Raw genomic sequence first — 11,651 nt, 5'->3', positions numbered from 1 at the left:
TCGCTTTAGCGAAAAAACGCACGCTTATTCAATTTCATTCAGGCGCTTTGAACATTTTACCTTATTTTAACCAAAACTTAACTTGTATATACAACTAAAAAAACGCATAATTAACCTAAATATCGAATTGTGCTGAAAAAGCGCTTCTTTGAGGACGATAAGTTTCCTATGAAAAAAGCCGAAAGTCGCTACAGTCAGGTAAAAAACTATATTCTCGACGGCATTAGTCAGGGTAGCTGGATTGCAGGCGAAAGAGTCCCCTCAGAAAACGAATTAGTCGATTTATGCGATGTCAGTCGAATGACAGCACGAAGAGCACTACAAGAACTATACATCGAAGGGACCCTGGTTCGGATAAAAGGTAAAGGCAGTTTCGTGGCGGAAGAAAAGCAGCAATCTTCATTACTGCAAATTCGTAGTATTGCTGCTGAAATAAAAGAGCAAGGCTTCAATCACCATGCTGAGCTTATTCATTGTGCAAATGAGATTGCCTCTCAAAATATCATCAGAGAGCTACAGCTTGGCGACCAGCAACCCTGTGCTCATTCGCAATTATTACACTTTCAAGAGCAACTCCCGATTCAACTTGAACTCCGCTGGGTTAACCTGGAAATCGCACCGGAATACTCCAATCAAGACTTTACTGAAATGACCCCGAGTGAGTACCTCACTTCTATTGCCCCAGTAACCGAGGCAGAACACAAGGTCGAGGCTATTATTGGTGATAAGAAAACGCGAAATTTGCTGGAAGTTGAAGAAAGTGAAGCTATTTTACTGTTAGAACGAAAGACCTGGTGTAACGGCAAGTTAGTCAGTTACGCCAAACTGTATCACCCCGGCAATCGTTATCGTCTGGGAACCAAATTTAAGACCACCTAAAATTAAAACAAATTAAATTTAAGACGAGTTGGTGTCTGCTCTATTAAGACTCAATTTGAACATAGATTAACTACGTAGTAAGAAATTAAGAGTGAGGAAAGCAAAATGACGTTTAGATATGGTGTTGATCATCTGAATCTTGATATTGTCAACGGCATTGCAGACGGCAGTATCAAGACTGAGCTTTGTCAGCTAGCGTTGGATAAAATCAATGCAAGCCGACAGAATGTCGAAATTATGGCTAACTCTGATGAAGCCGTTTACGGCATCAATACTGGGTTTGGCCCGCTTTGTGACACCCAAATTTCACCGCAAGAAACCCACTTACTTCAAAAGAACTTACTTATCACACACGCTGTCGGTGTGGGTGAGCCTATTAATAAAGCCATTTCAAAATTAATGTTGATAACCAAAGTTCACGCGTTAAGCCAAGGTTTCTCAGGCATCCGTCTGGAAGTAGTCGAAAGAATGTTAGCTTTTATCAACCTGGACCTGATTCCTGTAGTGCCTGAGCAAGGTTCAGTAGGAGCGTCGGGTGATTTGGCACCGCTTTCTCACTTGTTTTTACCACTTCTTGGAGAAGGTGAATTCTGGCAAGACGAAAATCGAGTGCCAGCGGCACAGGTCTTAGAAGAACATGGTTTGAAGCCTATGGAGTTGCACGCTAAGGAAGGTTTGGCACTAATCAACGGCACCCAGTTTATTCTGGCGCATGCGATTACAGCTCTTACCAAAATGCGTTACCTGCTAAACCTCGCCGATGTCGCGGGCGCCATGAGCATTGAAGGCATGCAAGGCAGTAAACAGCCATTTAGAGAAGAATTGCATGCGACTCGCCCTTTTACCGGCAACGTCGAAGTAGCTAAACGCATGTGGTCTTTCTTCGAAAACTCGCAAAATATGAGCGCCCACACAGATTGCGACCGAGTACAAGATCCCTATTCATTAAGGTGTATCCCGCAGGTACATGGTGCCTCCCGTAACGCCTATACCCATTTATTAGAATTGTCAGAAATTGAAATGAACTCAGTCACAGACAATCCAATTGTAATCAGCAGCGAAGAAGCGATTTCAGGGGGGAGTTTTCACGGCCAACCTTTGGCAATGGTATTGGACTATGCGTCGATTGCTGCAGCCGAGCTAGGTAATATTTCTGACCGTCGTTGTTATTTGATGTTAGAAGGATTACATGGCCTGCCCAGACTGCTTACCACTTCGGGCGGTTTAAACTCAGGTATGATGATACCTCAGTATGCTACCGCAGCATTAGTAACAGAAAACAAATCACTGTGTTTCCCTCCATCAGCTGATAGCGTACCGACTTCGATGGGTCAGGAAGATCACGTTTCTATGGGTAGCATATCCGGTAGAAAATTGAATCAAATCTTAGGTAATTTAGAAAAGATACTCGCTATTGAATTAATGTACGCAGCTCAGGCCATAGAATTTAGACGTCCAAATACTTGCTCTGACATTATTGAAGACAACTTCAGTTTGATCAGAAGCAAAGTGGCCAAGCTGGAAGAAGATCGCCTGTTAAAACCCGACATTGATGCCATGGTTGATTTAGTTAAATCACAAGCATTTAAAGTTAATTAAGAGAGGCAAAACGATGAATTTCAAAGAACAAATCATACAAGGTATCCCAAGCGTATTGCCCGAAGCCAAGCCCTACCCCGCAGACGCAAATCGTGCCCCTAAACGAAAGGATATTCTTTCTGCAGAAGAAAAACAGTTAGCGGTAAGAAATGCATTACGTTATTTCCCTAAACAATGGCATCAGGAATTAGCACAAGAGTTTGCTCAAGAACTGAAAGATTTCGGTCGCATTTATATGTATCGATTCAAGCCAAGTTATGAATTAAAAGCACGCTCAGTTTCTGATTATCCTGCCAAATGTGAACAAGCTGCAGCCATCATGTTAATGATCGACAATAACCTGGATCCTGCTGTCGCTCAGCATCCAGAAGAGCTAATTACCTATGGTGGTAATGGCGCAGTATTCCAAAACTGGGCGCAATACCTGTTAACTATGCAGTATTTGAGTGAAATGGAAAGTGATCAAACGCTGCATATCTATTCAGGTCACCCAATGGGGCTCTTCCCATCTTCAACAGACGCTCCTCGTGTAGTTGTCACCAACGGCATGATGATCCCTAACTATTCAAAACCAGACGACTGGGAGAAGTTTAACGCTTTGGGTGTCACTCAATACGGGCAAATGACCGCAGGGTCGTTCATGTATATTGGCCCTCAAGGGATTGTTCACGGCACAACAATTACTGTGATGAACGCATTTCGTAAAGTGTTAAATAAAGATGAAAGCCCTAAAGGAAAAATATTCTTAACCGCAGGCTTAGGAGGCATGAGTGGTGCCCAACCTAAAGCAGGCAACATCGCCAACTGTATTACGGTTTGTGCTGAAGTTAATCCTAAGGCCGCGACTAAACGTCATCAGCAAGGTTGGGTTGACGAATTAATTGATGACATGGATCTGCTCATAGCACGAGTCAAAAAAGCGCAAGCGAATGAAGAAGTGGTGTCGATTGCTTTCATAGGCAACGTGGTGGACGTATGGGAAACATTTTATGAAAAAGAAGTTTTTGTTCACCTGGGCTCGGATCAAACGTCTTTACATAATCCCTGGTCAGGCGGCTACTATCCGGTAGATATTAGTTATGAAGAATCGAATCGATTGATCCGAGAAGAGCCGGAAGTGTTCAAAGTCAAAGTGCAGGAAACACTCAAACGTCATGCCGATGCTGTTAATAATCATACCGCTAGAGGCACTTACTTTTTCGACTACGGCAATGCTTTCTTGCTAGAAGCTTCACGTGCGGGTGGCGATGTTATGGCAGAAAACGGCGTTGACTTTAAATATCCGTCATATGTTCAGGATATTCTTGGACCTATGTGTTTCGACTATGGTTTTGGGCCGTTCCGTTGGGTATGTGCTTCTGGAAACCCTGAAGACCTGGATAAAACCGATGCCATTGCTGCGAAAGTTCTCAACAAGATTATGCAAGAATCACCGCAAGAAATTCAGCAACAAATGCAGGACAACATTACCTGGATCAATGACGCCAAACAAAATAAATTGGTGGTTGGCTCGCAAGCTCGAATTCTTTACGCTGACGCGCAAGGTAGAATGGAAATCGCTAAAGCCTTTAATGATGCGATTAATCAAGGCGAAATTGGGCCGGTTGTATTAGGTCGTGATCACCATGACGTCAGTGGCACAGACTCGCCATTCCGCGAAACTTCAAATATTTATGATGGCAGTCGCTTTACCGCTGATATGGCAATCCACAATGTCATAGGCGACAGTTTCCGCGGTGCAACCTGGGTGTCTATTCACAATGGCGGTGGTGTTGGCTGGGGTGAAGTAACAAATGGCGGTTTTGGCATGTTGCTTGACGGTACACAAGACGCAGAACGCCGCCTTAAATCTATGTTGTTATTCGACGTAAATAACGGTATTGCGAGACGTAGCTGGGCCCGAAATGAAGAAGCAAATTTTGCTATCAAACGCGAAATGGAAAGAACACCTAAACTCAAGGTTACTTTGGCCAACCTGGTTGACGATGATATATTAAATGAACTATCACTGTAGTTTGGTATTTCAAATTGAAAAATTAAAAAAGGGCCTTGTGGCCCTTTTTTCTATTTCATACATAAACCACTCAAATTTATTCGCTATAAAAAGCTTCGTTTTGATCACGCAAATTATAACGAGACATCATCACTTCGCCGTAAGCACCGGCGCTACGAATAGCAATCAAATCTCCGCGTTTAGTTTCTGGAAGTTTGATTGCTTTACCGAAACAGTCAGTGGATTCACAAATGGGTCCAACAACGTCGTAAGATGTCGGCTCGCCGTTGCTAGTCAGGTTATTAATATGATGATAACTTTGATAAAGTGCCGGTCGCATTAACTCAGTCATTCCGGCATCGACAACTGCAAAATTGGTGTTTAATCCATTTTTAATAAACACCACTCGGCTAATCAAACTACCACACTGAGCGACGATGGAACGACCTAATTCAAAATGTACTTTTTGATTAGTTTTTCTTCGCAAAAACTCGGCGAAAATTGCGAAATATGTTTCGAAGTCAGCGATTGGCTCAGCATCAGGCTCAAGATAATTAACCCCCAAGCCTCCACCAAGATTAAGGTGCTCAATTTCGATACCACGATCACTGAACCAGCTTTCAATTTCATTAACGCGTAGACATAAACCTTTAAAAACGTTCATATCCATAATTTGAGAACCGATATGAAAATGCAAACCAGTGAGCTTAATATTGCTCAGCCCATTAAGTGTTTCAATAACGGTCGGCAAATCAGTCTGATTAATTCCAAACTTATTTTCATCTAAACCGGTTGTAATATATTTATGAGTTTTGGCATCAACATTGGGATTAATACGTAATGAAATTTCAGCGGTTTGAGAAACTTCTTGGGCAAGCTCATTGATCACTTCCATTTCTTGTATCGATTCGCAATTAAACGCCTTAATGTTTTGTTCTAATGCATAACGAATTTCTTTATCCGTTTTACCAACACCGGCAAACAACACTGTCTCAGGAGCAAAGCCACATTCAATTGCGCGTTTGACTTCGTTGCCACTAACACAGTCGGCGCCGAAACCTGCCTTAAGAATTTCGGCGAGTATTCGTTCGTTACTATTTGCTTTTATCGCATAATGAATTTCAAAGTCATACTTTTCCGCTAACCCTTTCACCTGGTTTAACGAGTCATTTAACAAAGCTAAATCATAATAATAAAACGGTGTCTCGCGATTTTTAAATTCGCTGATAATTGACGTACGGAACATTAAAACAACCTCTGATGTAACGCGTTTAACGCATTAACTTTATGTTCTTCTGAAACCAAAAGAGAAATATTATGGGAACTTCCACCATAAGAAATCATTCGAATAGGAATATCTTCCAGTGAGCGAATGACCTGTGATGCAATACCACTGCTTTCAACCAGAAACTCGCCAACAACACAAACAATGGATAAGTTTTTATCTACTTCGACCTGTCCAAATTCGGTCAGCGTTTTAACGATTGATTCCAAATATGATGTGTCATCAATAGTCACAGATACTGCAACCTCAGAAGTGGTAATCATGTCGATAGACGTATGATACAACTCGAAAACTTCAAATACTTTACGCAAAAAACCAGGCGCTTGAAGCATTTCACTGGAACGAATTTTTATCGCAGTAATACCGTCTTTCGCAGCAACAGCTTTGATTCTCGCTTGCGCGCTCTTGGTTGAAATAACTGTACCTGAAGCTGATGGTTCAAGCGTGTTTAATAGCTTGACCGGTATGTTCTTTTTACGAGTTGGTTTAATACTGCTTGGGTGTAGGATTTTGGCGCCGAAATACGCCAGCTCCGCAGCTTCATCAAAAGATAATTCTCGGATAGGCTTGGTTCCGTCAACGTACCTCGGATCGTTATTGTGCATTCCATCAATATCGGTCCAGATTTGCACTTCTTCACTATCGATCGCCGCCGCAAACAATGATGCAGAATAGTCACTCCCGCCACGTTTTAAGTTGCATATTTCGCCAAAAGCATTGCGACAGATAAATCCTTGAGTCACAAAAATATCAGTATTACTATGATTCGAAATTTGTGCACTAAGTTGCTCCGACAGATAATCTTCATCGGGTGCACTATCTTGATTTAGGCGTAAAAAGTCGAGAGCAGAAAGCAACGACGCAGACTTCTCTTGTTCTCTTAATAATAAGCTGAATAACTCAGTTGAAATCAATTCACCTTTCGCCAAAATATGAAACTCTAAAGCAGGTACATATCTTTGTTGGGCGACGTCAGAAATATCCGCAAGTTGCGCTTCAACAAAGTCTCTAGCTTCAGACTTACTGGTTTCAAGACGATATAGATTATCAATGTAGCGTTGATAGTGATTTTGTAAGACTTCAACTATGTTTCTCGCCTTAGCTAGCTCGCCATGTTTAACCGCGTCTACAACTCTCACTAACGAATCTGTCGTACCGGCAACAGCCGACAAAACCACCAGAACTTTTCCCTGTTGGCACACAATGTCTGCAACATTTCGCATTCTTTGGGCATCGCCCAAAGATGTACCGCCAAATTTTAGAACTTTCATCGGTTTACTCATTATTAATAAGCAGTTCAGCAATTTGTACAGCATTTAAAGCCGCACCCTTCCAGAGCTGATCCGCTACAACCCAAAACGCCAGACCATTTTCACATGAGATATCTTCTCTAATTCTTCCCACATTTGTTTCCATGGTTTCACTTACCTCAACAGGAGTTGGGTAACCACCGTCTTCTCTTTGATCGACAACATTAATGCCTTCGGAACTTGCAAGCAATTCTCTTGCTTTTTCGACTCCAACAAACTCTTCAGTTTCGATATTTATTGCTTCAGAATGCGCACGTATAACCGGTACTCTCACACAGTTTGCAGCAATTCGAATATTGGCATCCCCCATAATTTTCCAGGTTTCATTCACCATTTTCATTTCTTCTTTGGTATATCCATTTTCCTGAAATACATCGATATGAGGGATAACGTTAAAAGCGATTTGCTTAGTGAAATTCTCAACAGCAGCAGACTCTCCTGCAAGCACAGCTCTCAGCTGCTCGTTAAGCTCCCTAACGGCATCCTGACCGGCTCCCGAGACAGCCTGGTAGGTTGATACGACAACACGTTTAATTTTTGAAAAGCGATGGATTGGATTTAACGCGACAACCATCTGAATGGTTGAACAGTTCGGGTTAGCAATAATGCCATTATGATTTTTCGCCGCTTCTGGATTCACTTCTGGTACGACTAGCGGCACATTATCATCCAATCTGAAAGCGCTACTATTATCAATAACCACGGCACCAGCTTCGGCCGCAAGTGGTGCATATTTTTTACTATGCTCTCCACTCGTTGCAAAAAAAACAAAGTCTTTTCCGGTGAAACTATCTTCAGAAAACTCTTCAATAGTTAGCGATCCGAATTCAGAATCAATGGTCTTACCAGCAGATCGTTTTGAGGCTAACAGCGTTAATTTTTTTACCGGAAAATTTCTTAAACTGAGAACTCTAATAAGCTCTTGTCCGACAGCACCACTGGCACCGACGATAGCTACATTGTAACTTTTCATATCTGGTTAACCTTTTGATTTTTCATAATAAAAATTCACTTTCCGCTTTTTCTGAATGAGTATAGCGTGAAGAAAATGTTTGTGTTACCCGATTTGGCACTCAACCAATATCATCGACTGTATAGCAATTTTGGGCGCAAGCATATAATAATTAACTGCGCCCGACGCATAATTTTTTGTTATATTTTGCTCACAATATAACCAAATGTTATTTTAGCCGTCTTGACGGCTTTCTAATAAGAATGTTATAAAATCAACCAAGCGGAGGCATTAACCTCAAGAAAACAGTTTTGGTTTCAATAAGTTCGACTAAAATGGATTGAAACTTTGTTAAAGTATTTTAAAAGCGCATTGAGAAAAGCGTTAATAAATAAACACTTAAATAACTAAATTTATAAAAAGATTACTCAATATTAGAAAACAATGAATACTAACCAATATACCAACATTAACATGCCTACAGTCACAAGCTTTATTAAGCCTGTGATTATTATCGCATGTGCGTGGTTAGTCTCTATGTTCAAGCACATGCTCTTTACAAAAAAACATAGAGTCGGAGTGGTGTTCTAATGCTTTAACCAAGAAAAGAATCAAGAAACGCCACTCAGTAATCACTAAGTGGCGTTTTTTTTTGACTTTAACTATTTAATTTTATTAATAAATAAGGAAACACAAAATGAAACTTCAACAACTTAGGTTCATACTCGCAATCGCTGAAAGTGATTTAAATATAACTCAAGCGTCTGAAAAGCTTTATACCTCTCAACCTGGCGTAAGCAAGCAACTAAGATTACTTGAAGATGAGTTGGGGATTAAAATTTTTGCTCGTAATGGTAAAAATCTAGTTGGTGTAACTGAGGAAGGAAAAACAATATTGGAAAAAGCGCAGTCCATTATGGCTCAAATCAATGAGATAAAAGAATTCTCAAATGAAATGAACCCTGAGCGACGGCCTTTACCCATTCAGTCTTTTTCAGTGGCAGCGTAACTTATGGTAAGTGATAAGATCAGAGATTTACCACTGAACTAGCCAAGTTAAAGTTTCTAAAACTCAAGCTCGCTAGCCAAATGGTAAATCTCGAATATCAATGCTATCCATTAGCAGAATATTCGCGTGCTCTTAAACCAGAACTTAAAAATCTCCCACTACTGAATAAAATTCAACTGCGCAAAACCTATCATTCCCGTTTCAAACTTTTCTAATTGTTTGGTGCATAAATAATAAAGCTCTCCCTGGGTGTTTGGCTTTCCTTTAACGTAATAATACTTAATATTTTTGTTTTTTCGATATCTTGAAGCTACAACATCGACAGTTTTGCTTTCTTTGCAATAGGTAACTAATTTCCATGGCGCTGCAGGCATCGAAAACTTTCCCGTCGCTTTTGGAGTTGCACCTAATTTTAACGCAACACTTTTCCACTTAGCCCCATGCCCTATTTCTCCATATAATTCGTGAGCTATTGCATGGGCAAACTCATGCAATAATGTATCTAACACCACATCTTGTGCATTATTATTGATATGGCATAAGCTAATACTAATTTCTTTTTTGTCGGCTCTACAAATGCCTGCCCGTCTTTTCGCATTATCAAAATTGACAGTCCATTCCGACAAAAATGAATACTCATCTGTTAATCGCTTATGAATATCACTCGCTAGCTTGTCAAAACTCGTCTTCTCCAACTTTTACGACTCCTATGACTCACAATCCAGAGAACAATACCTGACAGTGATGTTATCACGGCTAAAAATGCGAAAACTTGTAATAAAATATGGTTAAAATTGTCCCGAGTTTCATAATCCATCACATGCAGCATCCACATAAAATCAAATATTCGCCACTTTGTAGTTCTTAAACTAATGACTTTTCCACTATAACCATCAAGATATAAATGTAGGTTATCTTCACCATCAAAAACAACTCGGTAAACCGGTAAAGGCTTCCCTCGATATTCACTATCCTGCTCAACAGAAGTAATCCAGTTGATTGATATAGGTTCACCGGCGTTTTGTGTTGCGCTTTTTGCTCGTTTTAGAGCTTCTCCTTTTGACATTTTTTCTAGAATAAATTTATCTTTTGCATTAACCCATATGACATTTTGATCAATCAATCTTACTTTATAAAATAACTCGCCGTCTAACGGTACTAATTGAACGCTTGTAGTTTTACTTATCTCTATCCGATTACTTATAAGCAGTGTTCTTAATTCCTCCAAGGACATGGCCGAAAAGCCTGATTTCCAATCAAACTCTCCAGCAGGTGTTCGAAGGTGATTGCCATGGATTTCCTGTATTGGAATTAAACTAAAATATAGTCCGCCAATTGACCAGAAAAATAGCTGGAGTCCAACAATTAGAGCAATATATCGATGTATTTTTCGAACAAGAATTTTGTTATTCATTTTTCTAGTAATTCTACTGGGAGTATGTTTTGGACGATAGAAATCTCATTGGCTGGAGAGTTTATCATGTTTATCTTATCTGCTTTTTTCATTCTCTTAATTTTTGCTTCAACTGTTGAAGCTTCCGAGCGGTTTTCAGCTTGAAATATGAATAATAGTGCTTTTGGCTTTCTTCCCCTAAAAAACTTAGCACCTTTCTTTGAGTTCAAATGCTCACTCCAACGTCTCTGAATATCAGTTGTTATGCCTGTATATAATCGCTCATCTGACGATTGAATTATATAAACATACCAAGTTGTTGACACCAATCTATATTCTCTTACCTGCCTAAAATAGCTGACGCATTTTTACATACAAAACCTTCTATCCACAAGTAATCCGATAGAATTTGCTTCCACATCGATTTATAATCACCTATGAATAAACTAACCGAGTATTTTTTAGATGAATCAAGAATTACCAGATATTAATATCGATAGCAGTTCACTTGTTAGAGAAGAAGTCTATACAGATCAAAAAGTTGGAAGCGTCAGAGTTTTAACGCCGGTTACAACCGACGGTGACATTGATGCGTCTAGAGAGGTAAGTTACTTTGGCCAAACTCAGGTCATGACTGCAGCGGGCCCACTTCCCCTTAACTTCGAATTGAAAGCGGATAGTTTAGCTTCTGCTTTTACTATGTTCGGAGAGGCAGCAAAAGAAAGTATGGAACAAACTATGAAAGAAATACAAGAATATCAACGTGAGCAAGCTTCTAAAATTGTTGTTCCTGGGCAATCACCTAGCTCAAAAATTCAAATGCCATAGATAAGCAATTTCAAATCTGTTACTGCCCTTTTAGGGCAGTTTTTTAATGACTATTCTAACAATCATTTCAGAAGTCTGATTTTCAAACTCAGGTCAGTACGAAACAAATTCAGTTGGCTTTCTTTCACTGCTCTTTAGCAGCAAAATAATTGGTACAAATAACCCATCACTTGCAGACCCATAGTCCTAAGCCATTCACACACAGCGACAACTCTTAATCAATCACGCGCTTTTTCCTACCAGCAATAAAAAAGCCCACCATAAGGTGAGCTTTTCTCTTAATTAAATGCCTGGCGTTGACCTACTTTCACATGGGGAAGCCCCACACTATCATCGGCGCTAAACGTTTTCACTTCTGAGTTCGAGATGGATTCAGGTGGTTCCCGTTTGCTAATGTCACCAG

11 protein-coding genes and 1 rRNA gene are annotated in these 11,651 nt (G+C 40.3%); 5 read left to right on the top strand and 7 right to left on the bottom strand.

Features of this window, described 5'->3' with window-relative positions; genetic code table 11:
- Positions 1-168 precede the first annotated feature (168 nt).
- From hutC to FLL46_RS23590, 3 genes are all read left to right on the top strand, one after another.
- Entirely contained in the window at positions 169-879 is a 711-nt protein-coding gene (gene hutC / locus FLL46_RS23600) for a histidine utilization transcriptional repressor HutC (protein WP_142934367.1), read from the top strand.
- Positions 880-984: 105 nt separating this feature from the next.
- Complete coding sequence (hutH, locus tag FLL46_RS23595) at positions 985-2,478, top strand: histidine ammonia-lyase (protein WP_142934366.1); 1,494 nt, start codon at positions 985-987, stop codon at positions 2,476-2,478.
- A 13-nt stretch (positions 2,479-2,491) separates the two neighbouring features.
- Positions 2,492-4,492, top strand: a complete 2,001-nt coding sequence (locus tag FLL46_RS23590) for a urocanate hydratase (protein WP_142934364.1) — start codon at positions 2,492-2,494, stop codon at positions 4,490-4,492.
- A 76-nt stretch (positions 4,493-4,568) separates the two neighbouring features.
- Here FLL46_RS23590 and lysA read toward each other — a convergent pair whose 3' ends face one another.
- The 3 genes from lysA to FLL46_RS23575 are packed head-to-tail and all read right to left on the bottom strand — an operon-like array spanning position 4,569 to position 8,039.
- Positions 4,569-5,717, bottom strand: coding sequence for a diaminopimelate decarboxylase (lysA, locus tag FLL46_RS23585; protein ID WP_142934362.1), 1,149 nt, complete (start codon positions 5,715-5,717; stop codon positions 4,569-4,571).
- On the bottom strand, positions 5,717-7,027 hold the full coding sequence (locus FLL46_RS23580; protein WP_142934360.1) for an aspartate kinase: 1,311 nt from the start codon (positions 7,025-7,027) through the stop codon (positions 5,717-5,719). The genes lysA and FLL46_RS23580 overlap by 1 nt, the downstream gene beginning before the upstream one ends.
- A gap of 4 nt (positions 7,028-7,031) precedes the next feature.
- A complete protein-coding gene (locus FLL46_RS23575) occupies positions 7,032-8,039 on the bottom strand; it encodes an aspartate-semialdehyde dehydrogenase (protein WP_142934358.1) in 1,008 nt (335 codons plus the stop codon).
- Between the two features lie 676 nt (positions 8,040-8,715).
- Between FLL46_RS23575 and FLL46_RS23570 the strand changes: the two genes are divergently transcribed.
- On the top strand, positions 8,716-9,027 hold the full coding sequence (locus tag FLL46_RS23570; RefSeq protein ID WP_142934357.1) for a LysR family transcriptional regulator: 312 nt from the start codon (positions 8,716-8,718) through the stop codon (positions 9,025-9,027).
- 158 nt (positions 9,028-9,185) lie between these two features.
- On the opposite strand, the gene FLL46_RS23565 is transcribed toward FLL46_RS23570, so the two are convergent.
- Genes FLL46_RS23565 through FLL46_RS23555 form a run of 3 tightly spaced genes read right to left on the bottom strand, consistent with a single transcriptional unit; the run spans position 9,186 to position 10,746 of the window.
- Positions 9,186-9,722: a SprT-like domain-containing protein gene (locus FLL46_RS23565; protein WP_142934355.1), complete on the bottom strand. Its 537-nt coding sequence runs from the start codon at positions 9,720-9,722 to the stop codon at positions 9,186-9,188.
- Positions 9,695-10,441, bottom strand: a complete 747-nt coding sequence (locus FLL46_RS23560; protein WP_142934353.1) for a PepSY domain-containing protein — start codon at positions 10,439-10,441, stop codon at positions 9,695-9,697. The genes FLL46_RS23565 and FLL46_RS23560 overlap by 28 nt, the downstream gene beginning before the upstream one ends.
- On the bottom strand, positions 10,438-10,746 hold the full coding sequence (locus tag FLL46_RS23555; RefSeq protein ID WP_246119392.1) for a GIY-YIG nuclease family protein: 309 nt from the start codon (positions 10,744-10,746) through the stop codon (positions 10,438-10,440). The genes FLL46_RS23560 and FLL46_RS23555 overlap by 4 nt, the downstream gene beginning before the upstream one ends.
- Before the next feature lie 139 nt (positions 10,747-10,885).
- Between FLL46_RS23555 and FLL46_RS23550 the strand changes: the two genes are divergently transcribed.
- The gene (locus FLL46_RS23550) at positions 10,886-11,248 is read left to right on the top strand and encodes a hypothetical protein (RefSeq protein WP_142934349.1); all 363 of its coding nucleotides are present in this window, start codon (positions 10,886-10,888) and stop codon (positions 11,246-11,248) included.
- A 288-nt stretch (positions 11,249-11,536) separates the two neighbouring features.
- On the opposite strand, the gene rrf is transcribed toward FLL46_RS23550, so the two are convergent.
- A 5S ribosomal RNA gene (rrf, locus tag FLL46_RS23545) occupies positions 11,537-11,651 on the bottom strand.

The sequence above is a fragment of the Aliikangiella coralliicola genome, from assembly GCF_007004725.1.
Taxonomy (GTDB): Bacteria; Pseudomonadota; Gammaproteobacteria; order Enterobacterales; family Kangiellaceae; genus Aliikangiella; species Aliikangiella coralliicola.
The sequence above is the reverse complement of the archived record's forward strand: the minus strand, read 5'-3'. Positions and strand labels throughout refer to the sequence as shown.

Bases quoted from the DNA above. Each gene is read 5' to 3' on its own strand.
- FLL46_RS23580 (WP_142934360.1), bottom strand. From the start codon at position 7,027: ATGAAAGTTCTAAAATTTGGCGGTACATCTTTGGGCGATGCCCAAAGA.
- hutH (WP_142934366.1), top strand. From the start codon at position 985: ATGACGTTTAGATATGGTGTTGATCATCTGAATCTTGATATTGTCAAC.
- hutC (WP_142934367.1), top strand. From the start codon at position 169: ATGAAAAAAGCCGAAAGTCGCTACAGTCAGGTAAAAAACTATATTCTC.
- lysA (WP_142934362.1), bottom strand. From the start codon at position 5,717: ATGTTCCGTACGTCAATTATCAGCGAATTTAAAAATCGCGAGACACCG.
- FLL46_RS23550 (WP_142934349.1), top strand. From the start codon at position 10,886: ATGAATCAAGAATTACCAGATATTAATATCGATAGCAGTTCACTTGTT.
- FLL46_RS23570 (WP_142934357.1), top strand. From the start codon at position 8,716: ATGAAACTTCAACAACTTAGGTTCATACTCGCAATCGCTGAAAGTGAT.
- FLL46_RS23560 (WP_142934353.1), bottom strand. From the start codon at position 10,441: ATGAATAACAAAATTCTTGTTCGAAAAATACATCGATATATTGCTCTA.
- FLL46_RS23590 (WP_142934364.1), top strand. From the start codon at position 2,492: ATGAATTTCAAAGAACAAATCATACAAGGTATCCCAAGCGTATTGCCC.
- FLL46_RS23575 (WP_142934358.1), bottom strand. From the start codon at position 8,039: ATGAAAAGTTACAATGTAGCTATCGTCGGTGCCAGTGGTGCTGTCGGA.